At 36.8% G+C, this 19076-nt stretch carries 15 protein-coding genes and 2 pseudogenes; 8 read left to right on the top strand and 9 right to left on the bottom strand.

The genetic code is table 11. The features are described from left to right. Positions 1-71: 71 nt before the first annotated feature. The 4 genes and pseudogenes from RHABOEDO_RS02235 (at position 72) to RHABOEDO_RS02225 (ending at position 1599) form a co-directional block, all read left to right on the top strand. Positions 72-506, top strand: coding sequence for a hypothetical protein (locus tag RHABOEDO_RS02235; RefSeq protein WP_215217472.1), 435 nt, complete (start codon positions 72-74; stop codon positions 504-506). Between the two features lie 317 nt (positions 507-823). Beyond that, complete coding sequence (locus RHABOEDO_RS02230; RefSeq protein ID WP_215217473.1) at positions 824-1018, top strand: S-adenosylmethionine decarboxylase family protein; 195 nt, start codon at positions 824-826, stop codon at positions 1016-1018. Between the two features lie 248 nt (positions 1019-1266). Further along, a pseudogene (locus RHABOEDO_RS11220) lies at positions 1267-1395 on the top strand (polyamine aminopropyltransferase); the annotation flags it as partial. Then, positions 1378-1599: a spermine/spermidine synthase domain-containing protein gene (locus RHABOEDO_RS02225; protein ID WP_320412790.1), complete on the top strand. Its 222-nt coding sequence runs from the start codon at positions 1378-1380 to the stop codon at positions 1597-1599. The pseudogene RHABOEDO_RS11220 and the gene RHABOEDO_RS02225, both read left to right, overlap by 18 nt. A 269-nt stretch (positions 1600-1868) precedes the next feature. Here the strand turns inward: RHABOEDO_RS02225 and RHABOEDO_RS02220 are convergent, their stop codons facing one another. The 4 genes from RHABOEDO_RS02220 to uhpC all read right to left on the bottom strand — a co-directional run bounded on the left by RHABOEDO_RS02220 (position 1869) and on the right by uhpC (position 8562). Then, complete coding sequence (locus tag RHABOEDO_RS02220; RefSeq protein WP_215217332.1) at positions 1869-2462, bottom strand: hypothetical protein; 594 nt, start codon at positions 2460-2462, stop codon at positions 1869-1871. Further along, positions 2455-3393, bottom strand: a complete 939-nt coding sequence (locus RHABOEDO_RS02215; protein ID WP_215217333.1) for a tetratricopeptide repeat protein — start codon at positions 3391-3393, stop codon at positions 2455-2457. The genes RHABOEDO_RS02220 and RHABOEDO_RS02215 overlap by 8 nt, the downstream gene beginning before the upstream one ends. 69 nt (positions 3394-3462) lie before the next feature. Further along, positions 3463-7170 (bottom strand): DNA polymerase III subunit alpha, encoded by a 3708-nt coding sequence (dnaE, locus tag RHABOEDO_RS02210; protein ID WP_215217334.1) that lies wholly within the window; start codon positions 7168-7170, stop codon positions 3463-3465. A 48-nt stretch (positions 7171-7218) separates the two neighbouring features. Then, positions 7219-8562, bottom strand: coding sequence for an MFS transporter family glucose-6-phosphate receptor UhpC (uhpC, locus tag RHABOEDO_RS02205; RefSeq protein ID WP_215217335.1), 1344 nt, complete (start codon positions 8560-8562; stop codon positions 7219-7221). A 309-nt stretch (positions 8563-8871) separates the two neighbouring features. Between uhpC and RHABOEDO_RS02200 the strand changes: the two genes are divergently transcribed. Continuing rightward, positions 8872-9309 (top strand): hypothetical protein, encoded by a 438-nt coding sequence (locus tag RHABOEDO_RS02200; RefSeq protein WP_220017718.1) that lies wholly within the window; start codon positions 8872-8874, stop codon positions 9307-9309. A gap of 226 nt (positions 9310-9535) precedes the next feature. Here RHABOEDO_RS02200 and RHABOEDO_RS02195 read toward each other — a convergent pair whose 3' ends face one another. The 3 genes from RHABOEDO_RS02195 to RHABOEDO_RS02185 form a co-directional block, all read right to left on the bottom strand. Continuing rightward, positions 9536-10570: an IS630 family transposase gene (locus RHABOEDO_RS02195; protein WP_220017632.1), complete on the bottom strand. Its 1035-nt coding sequence runs from the start codon at positions 10568-10570 to the stop codon at positions 9536-9538. Between the two features lie 73 nt (positions 10571-10643). After that, positions 10644-11678, bottom strand: a complete 1035-nt coding sequence (locus RHABOEDO_RS02190; RefSeq protein WP_220017632.1) for an IS630 family transposase — start codon at positions 11676-11678, stop codon at positions 10644-10646. A gap of 320 nt (positions 11679-11998) precedes the next feature. Then, the gene (locus tag RHABOEDO_RS02185; protein ID WP_220017717.1) at positions 11999-12805 is read right to left on the bottom strand and encodes an RING finger protein; all 807 of its coding nucleotides are present in this window, start codon (positions 12803-12805) and stop codon (positions 11999-12001) included. 177 nt (positions 12806-12982) lie between these two features. Between RHABOEDO_RS02185 and RHABOEDO_RS02180 the strand changes: the two genes are divergently transcribed. From RHABOEDO_RS02180 to RHABOEDO_RS11680, 3 genes and pseudogenes are all read left to right on the top strand, one after another. Next, positions 12983-13996, top strand: coding sequence for an IS30 family transposase (locus RHABOEDO_RS02180; RefSeq protein WP_215216525.1), 1014 nt, complete (start codon positions 12983-12985; stop codon positions 13994-13996). Between the two features lie 169 nt (positions 13997-14165). Then, positions 14166-14519 carry a transposase gene (locus tag RHABOEDO_RS02175; protein WP_215217041.1) on the top strand — a complete coding sequence of 118 codons (354 nt, stop codon included), beginning with the start codon at positions 14166-14168 and terminating at the stop codon, positions 14517-14519. Further along, a pseudogene (locus tag RHABOEDO_RS11680) lies at positions 14476-14763 on the top strand (transposase); the annotation flags it as partial. The gene RHABOEDO_RS02175 and the pseudogene RHABOEDO_RS11680, both read left to right, overlap by 44 nt. On the opposite strand, the gene RHABOEDO_RS11675 reads toward RHABOEDO_RS11680, so the two are convergent. Both RHABOEDO_RS11675 and RHABOEDO_RS02165 read right to left on the bottom strand, forming a co-directional pair. Continuing rightward, positions 14719-15108 carry a helix-turn-helix domain-containing protein gene (locus RHABOEDO_RS11675; RefSeq protein ID WP_245397542.1) on the bottom strand — a complete coding sequence of 130 codons (390 nt, stop codon included), beginning with the start codon at positions 15106-15108 and terminating at the stop codon, positions 14719-14721. The pseudogene RHABOEDO_RS11680 and the gene RHABOEDO_RS11675 sit on opposite strands and share 45 nt — an antisense overlap. 117 nt (positions 15109-15225) lie before the next feature. Then, complete coding sequence (locus RHABOEDO_RS02165; RefSeq protein ID WP_215217081.1) at positions 15226-18840, bottom strand: autotransporter outer membrane beta-barrel domain-containing protein; 3615 nt, start codon at positions 18838-18840, stop codon at positions 15226-15228. Positions 18841-19076: the final 236 nt, after the last annotated feature.

Below are 19076 nucleotides of genomic sequence, written 5' to 3'. Positions count from 1 at the left end.
ATAAATATAAAATAAAAACTTGACACAAGGCTAGTTTTAAAGCTAAGCTAAGTTGACGGTAAGGAGAAGGTATGATTGACCCGCTATCGCTAGAAGAAGCCTATGAGGAATTTATTAAAAATTTGCCTAAGTGGCTCCCTGATGGAATTACTCATGTGGATCTCAAGCTATTAAATAGCCTTGGGTTGCTCAATCACAGTGATTTAGATTATACATATGAAGATGCAGAGCTTGATCAATATTTCCACATTATCGAGACCCCTGATAAAGTAACGTTATTTAACGAGCAATTTGCCATTTGGATTGTTCCACAAATTGTAAATGAAATACCCACTACAACAACATTTATAGCTCTTTTACCTCACAATAAACCACATTTAGAAATAGTATATACTACATCTGGGGTGTATAATACACCTAAATATATTTTAAAAATTCTACAACATTTCTTAACAGAAGTACAAGATACAGAAGCTGTTATCTCTTCAATTGGCAAAAAATCTTAAAAATAAGAGGTGCTAACCCACCTCTTATTTTAGCTATTTTTTGAATTTAAGCCTTTTATTTGTAGCTAATTCCAAATATTTGACTATTCCTTGTCAAAAAAGACCTATTTAAAAAATAGAGTTGATAAATTTTTTTTTAAAAAGAAAATCTACTTTTTAGCTTATTTTAACCTATAAGGATTTATGAATGTCATCTTTTCAGGAATCATCTTCATCAAATAAAGATCACTTTATTGAAAAAAACGGTATGCGTTATGCAGGGATGCGCCTGATTATAGATTTTTGGGAAGCAGATCATCTAAGATAACCTCGAAATTATGAAAAATGCCCTACATGAGTGTATTACTGCTTGTGAAGCGACTCTTTTACATCTACATCGGTTTGAACCAAGCGGCGGCATTAGCGGTATTGCTCTTTTAGCAGAATCCCATAAGAGTATTCATTCTTGGCCTGAAAAAAAATATGCAGCTATTGATCTATTAATAGATTTCTTGCATAACCCCTTATTTTAAAGCTTTCATTTATAGATTCCTATCTTAACAAAAGCATTTCCAGCTATATCGCTTAAACAATCATATCTCATGGATTAAAATACTTTAAAATTTTAGATTGCTTATTGGTTATGCAAGAGATCTAATGTGTGGTAATAGCCAACCATTCTTAAGCCTTCCTATTCTAAAGAAGATTTTTCAACCTAAATACATTTCACTGAACGAACAAATGCGGGGTATTCTCAATGACCAAATAATGGTTTCATGACACTTTGTATCCAACTTATTTTCAAAGTTTTAAAATTGAAACTATTTTATGGGAAGGAAAATCCTCTTATCAAGATGTCTTGATCTTTGAAAATAAGGAGTTTGGAAAAGTAATAGCTCTTGATAGATCAATACAATTTACTACTAAAGATGAATTTATTTACCATGAAATGATTACCCATGTGCCTTTATTTGCTCATGGAAATGTACAAGACGTTCTCATTATTGGGGGTGGAGATGGAGGAGTTGCGCGAGAAGTGCTTAAACACCCTAATATTTGCTCCGTAACACTTGTTGAAATCGATTCCTTTGTTATTGATCTAACAAAAAAATAGGATTTGCCTCTGATACAGAATAACGCAATCTTACGCTAGATATAGTAGTTCCGATTCAATCGCATAGAAAAATATAGGATTAACGACAAGTTTCAAGTCGTTGACTTAAATCCCATTAAGTTAGCCGTTTGAATTAGCACTACTATATACTTAATCAACGTTTCGTTCTCAAACCCCTATACATACTTCTTATTATCATCCAAGTATGCATAAAGCATGTTTTGCTCTACCTAAAACCATGCAAGAAACCTTGAATTCCCTACAAAATATTACAGCTCCTTAATTTGCCATTTTTGAGCAAGCAATCCTTCTACAATTTTTCTGGCCAATGCTTGATACACCACTGGAGCACTATCATCATGAGCTCCTTCTACAGAATCGAGTTGTCCCAGGGAAAAATCAATCATCCGTTGTGGGCTTTGAAAAGGAAGGACCACTGCTACATCTCTAAGAGAATCGGAATTAATGCAATCAAAATCAGCATTTGCTTTTACTCGGAAAGGGCCTATTATTACACACTTTGTCTCTTTATCAATAAGTTGCACTTCTGCTGTAATCAACCTACGGTTCTCTACGCTAACAATATTTTTTCTTAAAGTTTGAGTGGCAAGATTTCGATCATATCGGTATCCAATAGGCTCATCTTTATCAGAAATAATGGTGATATGTAATAAATAAGAAGAGTCATAACAATAATTAAACCCATCGCAGGTACAGATCTCGCGTATAAGAGCCTGATTTAACTGACCTTGTATATCTCCTTTAATATAAGGAACACAGACTAAGATCTGATCGTCAGAACCTATTTCAAATTGATATCTACATCCTAAGCACAAAACTAAAAGGAAATAGAGTTTATGCATGGTTCTCTTCTTGTGCATTTAGATGTAACTCAGCCATCTTTTTTTCTGCTTTTTTTGCTATAACAGTGGCTGGATAAGTTGTTAAAATACGCTTATAGTACAAATAGGCAGCAGTGGGCTGGTTTTTACGATGATAGAAAAGAGCAATCTCATAAAGATCTTTAGCATATACCTCTTGCATATCCAAAAGCATATCCTCTATCTCATGAACAGCTTCATCACTTGGAAAGCTAGCAGAGATTCTATGCAGATTAATGGTAGCTAGTTCTAAAAAATCTTGATTTGCATATTCTTTTTGAGATTGGATAAGATAGACGCGTCCAATTTCTACATAACTTCTAATAGCTAAAAAATGCTTAGGGAACTGCTGTATTAAATTTTGATAAGTTTCAATACTTTCTTTATAATCTTTTCCTCTAAAGAGCAACTCTGCTTTCGCAAATAGAGATTGGGCTGTAAGTTCATGATTAGGAAGAGTAGAGATTAGCTCTTCATAAATATCTAAAGCTTCTTGTCTTGCTGGTATCCACTTTAATCCGAGTATAGTTTTTTTTGTGCCTGTGCGATATTTTTCTGCTATTTTAAACTTATACATAAAAGCTTCTTCAAAGAATTTAGGAGTCATTTGTTTCTTTAAATAACTAGAAAAATAATGATTAGCTTTTTCATATTCTTCTAATTCAAAATAGCTAACAGCTAAATAAAAAAGCACATCTTGTGCAAAGACCGTTGTAGGATACTCTTCAAGAAGTAGGAAAGCTTGTTCTATGACTTTATTCCATTTTTTATTTTGATAACTTTCCAAAACTAAACTATAACACTCCTGAACGGAAGAGGCTTCTCTTTGATGCTGCTCAAAACGAGGGTTTTCTCGAGCGTGTAATGATGATAATAAAAAAATAGGAAAAAACAGGTAATATATTTTTTTCATGAATATTCCATAAATTTTGAAATTTTAGATCTAAACCTTAATCTATGATAAGGTTACAAAGCAATTGCTTTATTCCCAGTGCATTTGATCAATACTGCTGATAGAGCGAATTTTATTTTCTAAATCCAAGCATTGTTCTACGCCCCAATTTTGCTCTATTAACAACACCCCTAGATGTTTGCTCTCTTTTGTAAATAAAATTTCAACGGGGCTCTGACCGGAATGCGAGCGAAAAGCGGTTTTAAGCAACAGGATATGGCTTAAATGAGCTCGATTGGATTCAATAAAAATTTTTAATTTTCTCATGATTTTTTGTTTCTTTTCTACAGCAGAATTCTTATTTTTTTCTCGAAATTTTACAGGTTTAAATTGCTTTGCCTGAGTATAAGCTAGATCACAGGCTTGAATCATTGCTTCATCTACACGTGTTAAATCATCTAGCCAGCGACACTGCAAACGAATTTGCCCTTCTGTGGTTTCTTTGTGAACAATTGCATATAATAACTGATTTTCTACCATAAGAGAAGCTTTTTGCTCATAAAGATCTGACCAAATGGGCAATTCAAAACGCTCTTCATTATCACTAATTTTAAGAATGGCAAATTTACGTTGATTTTTGGCAGAAACCTTAATAGCAACCCCTTCTATAATGCAGGTAATTCGACAAGGGCCGTCTTTAAAATCTGCCAATTCAACTAAAGAAACACAGGAAAGTTTTTTTAATAAAGTACGATATTCATCTAAAGGATGTTCATGTAGATAAACACCTAAAAGTTCGTATTCTCTTCGCAGAATAGCTTGTCGTGGCAGTTCTTGGACTTCTTGAGGCACTTGTGTGCGCTCAAGAGAAGAATCATCCAGAAGATCAAAAAGACTCATAATGCCTTTTGCCGCTTCTTTTTGTCCTTTGGAAGCAGCATTAAACATAGGATCAACACTGGCTAGCAAGGCAGCTCTACTGAATTTCGTAAAATCAAAGCAACCAGCTTCAACTAAACTCTCCATTACCTTTTTGCCCACCTTACTTGTATCAATACGCTGAATAAAATCGAATAAAGATTTGTAATTACCTTTTAATCTCTCTTTTAAAATAACATCGACAACTCCTTCTCCTACCCCCTTAATAGCTCCCATGGCAAAGCGAATCCCTTTTTTCGTAGCTAAAAATTGCTTACCCGATTCATTAATATCGGGTGGCAAAATAGCAATGTCCATCTTTTGTGATTCTCGTATGTGCTTAGTCACTTTAGAAAGATCATCGCAATCAGATGTCATAAGAGCTGCCATCCATTCACCAGGATAATTTGCTTTGAGATATGCTGTTACATAACTTAAATAACCATAGGCAGCTGCATGAGATTTGTTAAAACCATAAGAGGCAAATTTTTCAATTTTATCAAAAACCCGCATAGCAATCTCCTCGCTTAAGTTGTTTTTGATTGCTCCTAAACGAAATTTTTCCCGTTGGTTAAACATCTCCTCTTTATCTTTTTTTCCCATTGCACGCCTTAAGACATCTCCTTCTCCTAAAGAGTATCCAGCAAGACGACTTGCAATTTGCATAACCTGCTCTTGATAAACCATGATCCCGTAGGTTTCAGAAAGAATATCTTCCATCCAAAGATGATCTATTTCTATGCTCTCTTTGCCGTGTTTACGATTAATAAAAGAGGGAATCATCTCCATAGGTCCTGGGCGATATAACGCGCCCACTGCTATAATCTCTTCAAATTTATCGATATGTAATTGGCGTGCTAAATCTTGCATGCCCGCTGATTCTAATTGAAATATTCCCGTCGTCTTGCCTTGATTGAGCAATGCAAAAGTTTTTTCATTCTCTAAATTTAAGTTAACCCAATCAATTTCTTTTTGTTCTTTTTGCTTAATTGCATCGACAGCGTGTTGAATAGAGGTCAAGGTCTTTAACCCAAGAAAATCGATTTTAAGCATACCTACTTGCTCAACTGGCTTCATGGAAAATTGCGTAATTGCCATATCAGAATCCTTAGCACTACATAAGGGAATTCTTTGCATAAGAGGGTCTGCGCTAATAATGATTCCAGCAGCATGTACCCCTGTGTTACGCACAGACCCTTCTAGGGTTTTAGCAATATCGATGAGTTGTTTGATTTCTTTATCTTCTTGATAAATCCTGCGAAGCTCAGGGTCTATTTCTAAAGCCTTGCTTAGAGTCATATTTAGATCTTCAGGAATTAACTTAGCAATCTCATTGACTCTAGCAAGAGGAACACTTAAAACCCTTCCAACGTCTTTAATAGCCATTTTAGCTTTCATTGTGCCAAAAGTGATGATTTGTGCTACTTTGTCCTTACCGTATTTACCAACTGTGTAGTCGATTACCTCAGATCGTCTATCCATGCAAATATCTACATCAATATCAGGATAAGAAACTCGCTCTGGATTTATAAATCTTTCAAAGAACAAATCAAATCTTAGAGGTTCGATATCGGTAACTTCAATCAAATACAAAATAATCGATCCTGCTCCAGAACCTCTTCCTGGACCTACTGGAATATATTTTTTCTTTGCCCAAGAAATAAAGTCCCAAACAATTAAAAGATAATCAGCCATCCCTTTAGATAGAATAATATTTAATTCATATTCTAAACGCTCTTTAACAACCTCTAGGGGATCACGTCCTGGATATTTTTCAGAAACCTTGGCTAGACTTGAATTCGTATATCTTTTTACAATCCCTTCCTCACACAATTGACGCAAAAATGCCGCTACGCCCTCTTGTCTTATCTCCTCTGTATAAGAAGAGTCTTCTAATTGAGGAGGGGTAAAAACAGGGTAATATTTAGCTTTAAAATCAAAAGAGAAATTGCATTTATCAGCGATTTTGTACGTCTCTTCTATAGCAGAAGGGATATCAGCGAAAAGAGAACACATAAGATCGGAACTTTTAAAATACAACTCATGTGTGTAGTTTACTTGTCTCTTTGGATTTTTCACTCGTTGCTTAAGGCTACCAAATGAATCTTTTTCCCAGATTTCACAAGGTTCCCCTGATTGCACATTCATTAAGATCTCATGTGCATTCCAATCATTGCGATGAATATAATGAATATTATTGGTAGCAACCAAAGGAATCTGCATTTCAGAAGAAAGAGCGATCAATTTCTGATTGACTGTATTTTGTTTATTTATGCTATCCAAATATAATTGATGAAGCCAACCCTCTTTTTCAAAACCATCAGAGCGAATGTCTTCCTCCTGCATTTGATGACGTTGCAATTCAAAATAATAGTCGGAACCAAATATTTGCTGAAACCAAGCAATTTCCTGGCGGGTTTTCTCTTCATCTTTTTGTATAATATAATGGCCTAAAATCCCATTGAAAGGACCTGAGAGACAAATCAGGCCCTTAGCACATTCTGCCAACAGATCTCGATCTATTCTAGGAGTATAGTAAAACCCTTCTAGATGAGCTAGAGAACTCAATTTGCAAAGGTTTTGATATCCTTGGCTATCTTTAGCTAATAAGATAATAGGGAAACCGTGAGGCAAGCCTGGATACCGTTTTTTATCAAAACGAGACTCAGGAGCTACATAAAGCTCACAGCCAATAATGGGTTTGATATTTTCTTTTATGCATGCTTTAAAGAACTCAACAGTACCATACATATTGTTTTGATCGGTCAAAGCTAAGGCCGTCATTTTATGTTCAGCAGCTTTTGCTACTAAACTTTCTATAGAAGCTGTTGCATTTAAAATAGAGTATTGAGAATGCGTATGAAGAGAATTCCAATTCATCTTAAAATTTTGTAAGCCAACACAAGTTGGCTTAAACTCCTTTTAGGGCTATTTTTCAGTAGCTTGTACAGCTGGACGGGGAGTGCTTTTCATGCCCCATAAAGGAGCTAGCAAAATACCAGCAATTACACCACAAGAACCTAATACAACAAAAAAGCCCTGCCAGCCCCAAATTTCAACTACTTTGGTAATTGGATAACCTGCTGCAGCTGCTCCTAAATATGCCCACCAACCAGCAAATCCTGTTGCAGTCCCTGCAGCTTTTTTATGAGATAATTCAGCAGCGGACATTCCAATTAACATTTGCGGACCAAAAATTAAAAATCCAATGGTAAACATCAATCCATAATCCAAAAAGAGCATACCATGAGGAACCCAATACAAGCCTACAATCGCTAGAACCACCGCTAAGCTAAATAATACATTGATGGGTCCACGACGCCCTTGAAAAACTTTATCAGAAGCCCAACCAGCAAATAAACTACCAAAAATTCCCCCAGCTTCAAACCAAAACACACTACCGCTTGCGCTAAGCATGGAGTAGCCTTTTGCTTTCATCAGAAAAAGCGCGCCAAAATCATTGACAGCTTGGCGAATTACATAAACAAAAAAATAAGAAATGGCAAGCACCCAAATATATTTATTGTTCAGCACATATTTAAGTAAAATTTCCTTAGAAGAGAATTCCCTTTCTTCTTGATGTTTTGCAGATGGATAATCATTTTTATACTTTTCAATAGCTGGTAATCCTAAAGACTGAGGAGTATCTCTTAAACGATTAATTAAAAATAAACCGATTCCAATACAGGTAAGGCCGGGTACATACATTGCATAGCGCCAGCCCCACTTTTGTGCACAAAAGGCAGCAATAAGAGGAATAATAGCTCCTCCTACGCTATGTGAAGTATTCCACAAGCCCCACCAAGTTCCCCTCTCTTTTTGGGAATACCAGTGTGTGAGCAAGCGGGCACAAGGAGGCCAACCCCAACCTTGAAACCAACCATTGCACCCCCAAAGCAGAGCAAATAGCCACACGCATGAGGAAAGACCAAATAACACATTAAATACACCGGTTAAAATCAAACCGATGGCCATAAAAAATCTAGGATTGGAGCGATCAGCAAGAACCCCGCTCAAGAACTTACTAATCCCATAGGTAATAGACAAAACACTAGTTAAAATACCCAAATCGCTAATTTGCAAGCCTAATTGTTGCATCATAGCAGGCATAGCAAATGTAAGACTTTTACGGGTAAAATAGTAAAATATATAACCTATGTACATTCCATAAAAAATACGAAAACGCCAATACTTATAACGTTCTTTAACTTCATTGGGATCTTGAATTTCAGGAGCATAAGGAGCTGGTCTTAGAATGTTAAGTACGCTCATATACAACTTTCTCCTATTAAAGTTTATAAAACAAAAAGCGTCTTAAGAAAATGAATTAATATTTTTTCTAGACTTCTTTTCTTGATTTATTTTTTTATATTCCTCATTAAAAGAAAAAGCTTAGTATATGCTTTTCTTTAAAGGTTTGTTATGAGTATTCCACCCAGTAATTCAGAACCCTATAAAAAAATCATTGTGAATCGCGTTGAGCAAAACAAAAAGTCAAATAATTCGTTTAGTCAATTCCCCACAGATTTAATATATCCTAATCCAGCTTCCATACTTGTTTGCTTTTTTAAAAAGTTTACCATGCACTTCTCTTTTAAAAACAAGATATCCACCGCAGCTTTAAAGCAAGATCTCTTAGAATTAAAACAACTCTTTATTTCACTTTCTATAGAAGATCTTAGTCATCAATTAGAGTTCATACAAAAACTTTCGCTATTATGGCATAAAATCATCAAAGATTGCAACCCTATCTCTCTTTCCCTATCAAAAGGCTCTGATTTTTTAAAAAAAATAGCAGACCTTATTCAAATAATTAATCACTTTCCCGCCAATGAAGACCATTCTTTAGGTTATTATCTCCAAGAACATGTGGGTGAGAAGTGGGTCCCTTTTCCTTTTATGGAGCTTTTACAAGAATTGCATATAGATTATCAAAAAACACAAGATAAGAGTTACTTAGCAGACTGGATTAAAATTTTATCTTCAATCATAGATAAATTGCTTTCAAACGCTCCTTGAGGAGCGTTCTCTAATTGCACACAAAGGGGAATATAAATTTTCTTAATTCTTTATTAAGATCTCCAAGCCGATATTTCTAACGAGCAGTTTTGAGATTTGAAAAAATCTCGTTTATATTGGAGAGTTTAACCTAATCCGTTTAAGGAGCAACCCCTTTTTTGTGTGCAATTATGGGATGTATACTCGTTCACATTCAAATTAAGAGTTTGAATATACTAGTGCCGATTCAAACGGCTAGCTTAATGGGATTTAAGTCAACGACTTGAAACTTGTCGTTTATCCTACATTTCAAAATATCTGTTATTTTCGGTATCTCTTCTAAGAAGAATCCTCTAATTGCCTGAAAAAAAGTCACCGACGTTTCGTAATATCGATTGTATACCTTCTTTTCCTTTAAGATCTTCCACAAGCGTTCAATAGGATTCAAATTCGGCGAATAAGGAGGGAGATAGTGCACTTTAATCCTAGAAGACATCAGAAACTCTTCTAGTTTCTTATTTTTGTTTGATCTTGCATTATCCAAAATTACATGAATAATTCGAGCCTCTGTCTGTTTTTCTAGCTTCTTGAAAAAATCGAGCATTGCATCGGCATCAACTGTCTTATATTCCTCTGTAAAAATCTTCATTCCTGTCAGGCAAAGAGCTCCAGCAAAATGCAATCGCAATTGTTTCCCGGATGTCTGCAAAGTCTTTTGAACGCCTTTTTTGATCCATCCACATACGGCTTGGGACTGATGTTCAGGATGCACAGCATCTATGAAATAGATCTCTTCATCAGGGTTTAAGGTCTCCTTTAAAGCCCTATATTGTTCTATGAAAATTCGTTGTTTTTCAGGAGCTAATTTCCCAGGAATCTTTTTAGGACGTTTATAAACAAATCCGTGCTGTATGAGCCAATCTGTCATGCCACTTCGGGAATATTTTATCCCATATTGCTCATGCACATAAGCTATGATCCCTTTGACTTTAAGATAGGTCTTTTCATGTAGGTGTTTTAGTAGAGACTCTTTTTGGTCTTGTGAAAGTTTTGATTTGCTACCGCCTCGAGGGCTACTTCCAGTTTTATTTTCGGAATCATATTCTCTGAGGTATTTCTGAACAGTGATAGGGCTTATCCGGAGTGTTTTAGCAAGATTTTTTGTTGAGATACCCTCATCATAGCCCAAAATTACACAAAGCCTATTCCGTTCAGAATAGTCTTTTGGATGCTTTAACTTGTGTTCTAAGTCAGCTCTCTGGCTAGGGATCAGTTTTTTCATACTCAATAGCTTAACACAAAACAAAATATTTTTCTATACGATTGAATCGGAACCACTATATACTAGTGCCGATTCAAACGGCTAGCTTAATGGGATTTAAGTCAACGACTTGAAACTTGTCGTTTATCCTACATTTCAAAATATCTGTTATTTTCGGTATCTCTTCTAAGAAGAATCCTCTAATTGCCTGAAAAAAAGTCACCGACGTTTCGTAATATCGATTGTATACCTTCTTTTCCTTTAAGATCTTCCACAAGCGTTCAATAGGATTCAAATTCGGCGAATAAGGAGGGAGATAGTGCACTTTAATCCTAGAAGACATCAGAAACTCTTCTAGTTTCTTATTTTTGTTTGATCTTGCATTATCCAAAATTACATGAATAATTCGAGCCTCTGTCTGTTTTTCTAGCTTCTTGAAAAAATCGAGCATTGCATCGGCATCAACTGTCTTATATTCCTCTGTAAAAATCTTCATTCCTGTCAGGCAAAGAGCTCCAGCAAAATGCAATCGCAATTGTTTCCCGGATGTCTGCAAAGTCTTTTGAACGCCTTTTTTGATCCATCCACATACGGCTTGGGACTGATGTTCAGGATGCACAGCATCTATGAAATAGATCTCTTCATCAGGGTTTAAGGTCTCCTTTAAAGCCCTATATTGTTCTATGAAAATTCGTTGTTTTTCAGGAGCTAATTTCCCAGGAATCTTTTTAGGACGTTTATAAACAAATCCGTGCTGTATGAGCCAATCTGTCATGCCACTTCGGGAATATTTTATCCCATATTGCTCATGCACATAAGCTATGATCCCTTTGACTTTAAGATAGGTCTTTTCATGTAGGTGTTTTAGTAGAGACTCTTTTTGGTCTTGTGAAAGTTTTGATTTGCTACCGCCTCGAGGGCTACTTCCAGTTTTATTTTCGGAATCATATTCTCTGAGGTATTTCTGAACAGTGATAGGGCTTATCCGGAGTGTTTTAGCAAGATTTTTTGTTGAGATACCCTCATCATAGCCCAAAATTACACAAAGCCTATTCCGTTCAGAATAGTCTTTTGGATGCTTTAACTTGTGTTCTAAGTCAGCTCTCTGGCTAGGGATCAGTTTTTTCATACTCAATAGCTTAACACAAAACAAAATATTTTTCTATACGATTGAATCGGAACCACTATATATAGCACAAAGCTGATTCCAAAAATATACGCTAGGGGGTAGGAATGTAGGCTTAATATATAAAAATTTTTATACAAAAGATAACATCTTCTTGCAAGATAGAGCAGTTTTTTCAAAAAAACCTAGTTATGCAATTCTTAATTTGAAATCAAACTAGTATATTGGGAAATGGAGGATTTGCATTAACTCTTAACAAGCTACCTGTTTTTTCTAGATTAGCAAAAACAGATAGCAATGAGCATTAAGCCTTATAAGTCTGTCTAGAGCTTTTTTGCTGCTAATACAGTTACTGCAGCTCCACCCAAAATCCATGGAGCCCAAGAGCGGGCAGATTGCAAAAAATTCTCAGCTTTTTTGCGATAGTGGCTAACTAAAGCATCCACAAAAATCTTATCTACTACTTTTTTAAGCTGATTTGCTGAAATACGTATTCTAATATCTTCATCTTCGTATCGAACTAAAACACCTTCTTCCTTAATCTTACGGGGCCAATGTTCAAAAGGTATGCTTTTCCAGCTCCTTGCTTCATCATATACAGATCTTAAAGCTCGAGTTCCTAATACCATAGCAGATAAAATTCGTAATACAGTTACTTTTAAATCTTCTTTAATCATCTCATTTTTTATAACTAAATCAAAGATAGCATTAGTTAGTTTTTTTGCATTCTCCTGATTTGCTATAGCATCATCGGAGTTCAGCGGGAATGAAATAGATAGAGCATTAAGAGAAGTGTTTAAGTCAGCAACAGCAGAAACAGCCTCTATCACTTCATCATCGTAATTATATTCCTCTCTAATTTCTTCAAGCCTTTCCTGGAATACTTCCTGATTAGCAAAAGCATGTACAGATCGAGTTGATAAAGCAACTTTTTGAGTACAATAACAACAAGTTAGATCTCTTTGTCCATTTTCTTGATGTCTTAAAGATTGTGCTATACAACCAATATGATAGAAATGATGACATGCTAATTCAACAACCTTAGTAACATCAAATATTTTCTCCTCCTGATAATCTTCTTGGCATATTACGCATGTTTCTTGATTAGTATTTGAAATAGAAGTAGTCATGATTATTCCTTGGTGAATTATTTAAAATAATTAATTAAAAAAACGAAGATCAATTTTTTAAAAAATTATAAAAATATTAAATAATATAAATAGAAAAAGTCAACAATAGTCTTTTCAAGTTTGAAGTGCACAGAAGAATTAAAAAAAGAATAGGCAGGCGATGAAAGAATCTCTATTGTGATTTTTAACAATCAAACACAAGGAGAGACCTTGCCTAAAGGCTACCATCACCTAACCTATGACCAAAGATGTCAGATTTATATTTTAAAAGCTAGAGGAGATACATCTAGCTCAATAGCAAACATTCTAAAAGTTCATCATAGCACTATTAGTAGGGAACTTAAGAGAAATAAAGGGCAACGAGGATACCGTCATCAGCAAGCTCAAGAAAAAGCATTTCTTAGAAAAAATTCTCAGCCCAATAAAAAAATGACTCCTCAAATAGTTACCCGTATTGAAGAAAAAATCAAGTTGCAATGGAGCCCTATACAAATATCCGGATGGCTTAAAAGACATGGTAAAGAACATGTTAGTCATGAGACCATCTATAATCATATCTGGAAAGATAAACGACAGGGAGGACAGCTTTATAGAGAGCTCCGTCATCGAGGGAAAAAATATAACAAGCAGAGAAAGGGAGCTTCTGGAAGAGGGAACATGCCTGGTCGTATAGATATTAAGCAACGGCCTTGTATTGTAGAAAAAAAGACTCGTTTAGGAGACTGGGAACTAGATACAGTCATAGGGGCAGGACATAAAGGCGTAATTGTATCAATGGTAGAAAGAACTTCCAAGCTAACTAAGCTCGCCAAAGTTTCTCATAAAACTGCAGAGGAAGTAAGTCAAGCGTTAATTGAACAACTTAAACCTATCAAAGATTTTGTACACACATTAACAGCAGACAACGGAAAAGAATTTGCCTATCACCAAATGGTTAGTTTCGAGCTAGAGACAGACTTCTACTTTGCAACGCCCTACCATTCTTGGGAAAGAGGCTTAAATGAGCATACAAACGGACTAGTTAGGCAATATTTTCCTAAAACACAAAGCTTTTTAGATACGACTTCCAAGGATATAGAAAGGGTGGAAACTTTACTAAATAACAGACCTAGAAAGGCTCTCAACTTCGAAACTCCACTAGAAGTGTTTACGAGATTATCTACAAACATGCTATGCTCGGGTGCACAATAGATGTTTTTTCAAGTATTTATATGTTCTTTTTTGTGCACTTCAAGGTTGAAAGGGCCAATTATAAGAAAATTTAATATAAGTATTAAATGTAAATGAACCTATCTTGAATTGAATATAAATTTTCGCTATGATACCAGATCTTTTTATTTTTTAACTAAAGACAGATGACATGAGCAAGCAAGGATTAAATGAAGAACAGTTTAAAATACTCGAACCTCAAATGGAAAAATGGGTAAATCGTAACCATTATGGAAGAAAATTAGCGCCATGGAGACCTGTAGTGAATACTATTTTCTGGGTGCTTCGGACAGGAGCTCCTTGGAAAGATGCACCTAGAAACAAGGAGTTTTCTCATCCCTCAACAGCACACGCATGGCTTGGAAGAATGCAATCTGCTGGATTTTTAGATCAATTTTTAGAAGAGCTGCTTAAGCTTGCCGAACAGCTGGGGTGTATTGATGCCCAGAGACTCTCTGTAGATGGTTTTTTTTTCCAGCGGACGCGGAGGAGGAGAGCAAGTTGATTATGGCTACAAAGGTAAAGGCGTGACATCGCATTTACTGGTAGAAAAATCAGGAAAGCCTCTTGCAATCACTTTTACATCAGCATCCGGGGATGAGAAAAAACAAGTGATCCCTCTGCTTAGGAAAGTCATTCCCTTCATTAAAAAAGCATGGAATCAGGGAAAAGTACCCATACTTGAAGCAGATAAAGGTTATGACTCAGAGCAAACACGTATCGATGTTCTTTCCCATGAGGTTGTTCCTCTGATAGCTCGGAAAAGAAACACCAAGGGATATAAGATAAAAGGCATTTGCTACCTTGAAAAGCAACGTTGGGTCGTTGAGAGGAGGAGTCATTTTTTTATTGGGCTGAGAATTTTTTCTAAGAAATGCTTTTTCTTGAGCTTGCTGATGACGGTATCCTCGTTGCCCTTTATTTCTCTTAAGTTCCCTACTAATAGTGCTATGATGAACTTTTAGAATGTTTGCTATTGAGCTAGATGTATCTCCTCTAGCTTGTAAAATATAAATCTGACATCTTTGGTCATAGGTTAGGTGATGGTAGCCTTTAGGCAAGGTCTCTCCTTGTGTTTGATTGTTAAAAATCACAATAGAGATTCTTTCATCGCCTGCCTATCAAACTTGAAAAGACTTTATCAAAAGTTGGCAAAAAAAACCAAAAAGTTTTAGAATTAGTCCACTCCATCACACTTTGGGACTAAACATCTAAAACTTCCAATCCAGAGCCAAATTCATTTCATTGACTTTTGTCCCTCTACCAAAGGTTCCTTCATAACCAATAGATAACTGGAAGTCTCCCTGGCAAGAGATAAGAAATTGCGCACCCACGAGCAATTGATCGATTGTTTGATGAAAGCTAGTCGCCGAAAAATTTGGTTCACAAAATGTTTTCCCTCTAAATCCAGAGGTGTAATGACCGCCTATTAAAGGAGTTGTTCTCAACCAACCTAGATTGACACTAGGAACTAAGCAAAAACCACTAATACATGATTCTTTAGTGACTTTAATATTGACCAAGGAGCGTAAAAAGGAAGAGCATTTGTCTTTTATAGAAAGGTCGATAGACTGAGCTCCTTTTTCTTTAAATTTTCCTTGGAACGAGTTGGTTTGATCTAACCTGATTTCAGGTTGCACGAAAAAATTGTCTACATTGAAGGGCTCTAATCTAAGCCCTGCTAAGAGAATCTCTGAGAAGTTCCAAGTAGTAGGATCGCTATGCGCTTTTCTAGAAATCCCTGGAAATACAATTTTTCGATCTACATCATAGAAATTACCTGCTCCTAAAAGCAGAAAATCAAAATAGAAATTTTCAGAGTCGTACTTTATATAAGGACCTAAATGCACAGAGTTACCATAAGCATCCCCCATCTGATGTTTCCAATCAAGTTGGGCATGAGAGTACGCGATCCCTACCCCTATGCTCCACTGATCGATAAACAGGTGGTCTGCTCCTACTGCAACTCCATAGGTGTGAGCCTTAAAGCCAGGAGCTTCTTGACACCCTTCTTGTGAATAAATAAACCCTAAATGGTTGACCCAAATATTCGTAGGTTCATCGATATCTGTATAACAATAAGACCTTTGACCAGCTCCTGTCATAAAAAAGGCATTGGCAAGATTAAAAATGCTCTCGAGTTCAACTAAGGGCAGAGATCCAAATGCAGCAGGGGTTAAGCTTTTAAGTGCTTTTGCATATTCATCCATCGGTAGCTGGAGTAAAGCATTAGCCACTGCATCGAGATCTATATCTGCGAAGTCAAAGGAGGAACAAAATAGATAATCTGCAACAGCTCGCGCATTACCGGTCAAGCTAGAATTAGGTATACTTATAATTAAAGAAGGAGCACTTAAAGAGAGTTGAACTTGGTTAGGGAAATAATTGACGGTATAAACTAGGCGTTGATCGCTAAAAGAGTTGCTAAATTGCCCTGTAACAGATTCTGCGGTAAGAAAGGTATAAACTGTTTCTTCTGAATAAACTCCGGGTTCAAGTCTGATGGAAAGAGCCCCATTCAACGAGGCAGTCCCTATCACTTGTAGTAGATCATTTTCTCCCATTACATCGATCTCTATGGCTAATGTACCGCTTGAACTTTGTGTATAATTTCCATTGACGGTTAGAGTTCCAATCGAATTACCTGGTGCAACGATGCCATCGTTAATTACCGTACCGATTGTTCCCACTCCACCGAGCACTCCGTTAGGTGCGACAGTGCATGTGCCACCTAATTTTCCATTGACGAGAAGAGCTCCTACATTGACAGCTACCTGGCCTGCAAAACTTGAAGAGTCATTGGTAAAATTTACCAATCCAAACTTTTGCTTGATCAAAGTGCCAGATCCTGAAATGTTTCCATTATATGTTCCTGTGCTTTCTTGATCAAAAATTAGAATGGCATTATCGATAATGTCTCCTTGTAGACTGGTTGTATTCCCTTGCAGTGTTCCACCACTTACCGTTGTTCCCCCCATGTAGTCATTCGCCCCTGTTAAAACGAGTGTTCCGTCATTTGATTTTATTAGACTACCAGGGCCTGTAATTATTCCTGGAATAGTTAAAATACAAGAGGAATCCACACTAATTGTGCCAAAAGGGGCAAGAAAAATGCTCCTAGACAAGGAGAAAGAGCTGGTAGTTTCAAGAATGCCTCCAAAAAAAGCTATCGGACCAGACGAATCACCGAGTACATCGCTTGCAATAGATAACGTTCCTTCTTTGATTTGAGTTCCTCCTCTATAGTTGTTACTTGTTGAAGAAAGTGTGACTGTACCGGTATTTTGTTTGAAAATTCCCCTATCTGAAGGGCTTTTTGGATCTGATTGGATAGCAAAATTTGCTGATAGATCTGTTTCGTTATCAAAGATCAACTGAGCATCAGTGTATAAAAACACATCATTAGCAAAACTTTGTCCATCGGTAGCCGCTAAAGACAGAGCAGGATCTGAAGCTCCAGCTATTCCTCCGATTGCTTGATTACCGCTTAAAGAGACTGAGTCTTGGATGGTTAAAACGCTATCATAAGAAACAAAAATAGCTCCTCCAATTCCAGCTCCACCTGCTCCAGCTCCTGCGTAAGAAGTTGTTGTCTTCTGCATTCCTCCATCTCCACCATATCTTCCTCCATAGCCTAGTCCACCTAAATATTGTCGACTTCCACCAGCTCCACCACCTCCTCCTCCAAAGCCACCGCCGCCACCGCCACCGCCGGTTTGCCTATTATCGCTGCTTTTGCCACTACTACCACCACCACCACCGCCACCAAACCCACCACCACCACCACCAGCTCCAGTTATAAAATCCAAGATGTTACTGCCACCGCCACCACCGCTACCAAATCCACCACCACCACCACCATTACTGTTAATTGCCGCACCTCCGCCTCCGCCTCCGCCTTTGCCTCCCCTACCACCCAAGGTAGCAATGTAAACGTCATATTCTTCTGCTAATTTTTCATCTGATACAGGAACAGCTATTACTATTCCATAAGCACTTCCACTACCGCCACCACCACCACCAGCTCCAAAATCTCCACCTGGGAGCTTTAGTAATTCAATATGGCCAACACCACCATTCCCACCTCCATTTCCTCCTCCTCCATAACCGGATCCTGCCTTCCCGTCGGTAAGAATTTGCGTGTTTTTTCCTCCATCTCCTCCTCCTTGTGCCCCTCCTTTTCCTCCATTGACACCGCTTTGACCAGGATTATCTCCTCCTCCTGAACTAAGCCCATTGCTATTTGGGTCTGCAGATGAAAAGCTAGCTCCACCACCACACCCTCCATTTGCAATATTTGTGTTACTTTGTCCAGTTCCTCCAGCACCTCCTCGCGCAATGTTATTTTGAATAGTAGTACTATTTAAGATAACAGAGCTTCCTGGTGCAATATAAATACCGCCCCCTGCTCCTAGTCCACCCCCACCTCCAGCTCCACCACCAGGACCACCAGTGGTGGTTGTTGCATTTCCTCCAAGAGCACCACCATTTTGTAGAGTACAGTTTTGTACTGTTAGGGGTTTAGTTGTAGCAAATAAGCGGAATTGATTGGCATTGCCATCGATTACTTGAGGAATCCCTCCAGAGGTGATAATGGATACTGGTTTTTGGATGACGGGTAAGCTACTAGCAAGCGTAATAGTAGGCAACCCTGCATTAATGGTTATAGTATGTGATGTTCCTATTGCACTATTGAGTTCTAAAATAGCTTGTCTAAGACTTCCTGGTCCATTATCTTCACTAGTTGAAACGGTAAGCGAAGCACTCCATAAGTGAGCTGAAAAAAGCGTTAAACTATTCAAAACAAAAAATCGTATTGATTTCATATAGACTTGCCTCAAAAAATAGATTATAGTAACTTCTTAATTTACAATATTTTTTTAAATTTAAAATGTAAATATTTTTTTAAATCTAGTATTGATCACCGATATACTAATCTTATTTCAAATTAAGAATTTATAAAGATTTATTTTTTAATAAGAATGCCCTCTAAACGACATATGGATGCGATTATAATTAAAGTATTTGGAAAAAATCTATGTATTTCCCAACCTGTAAATCT

It is taken from the genome of Candidatus Rhabdochlamydia oedothoracis (assembly GCF_019453995.1).
Taxonomy (GTDB): Bacteria; Chlamydiota; Chlamydiia; order Chlamydiales; family Rhabdochlamydiaceae; genus Rhabdochlamydia; species Rhabdochlamydia oedothoracis.
Note: the sequence above shows the minus strand (reverse complement) of the source record. Positions and strands in the feature narration are given on the sequence as shown.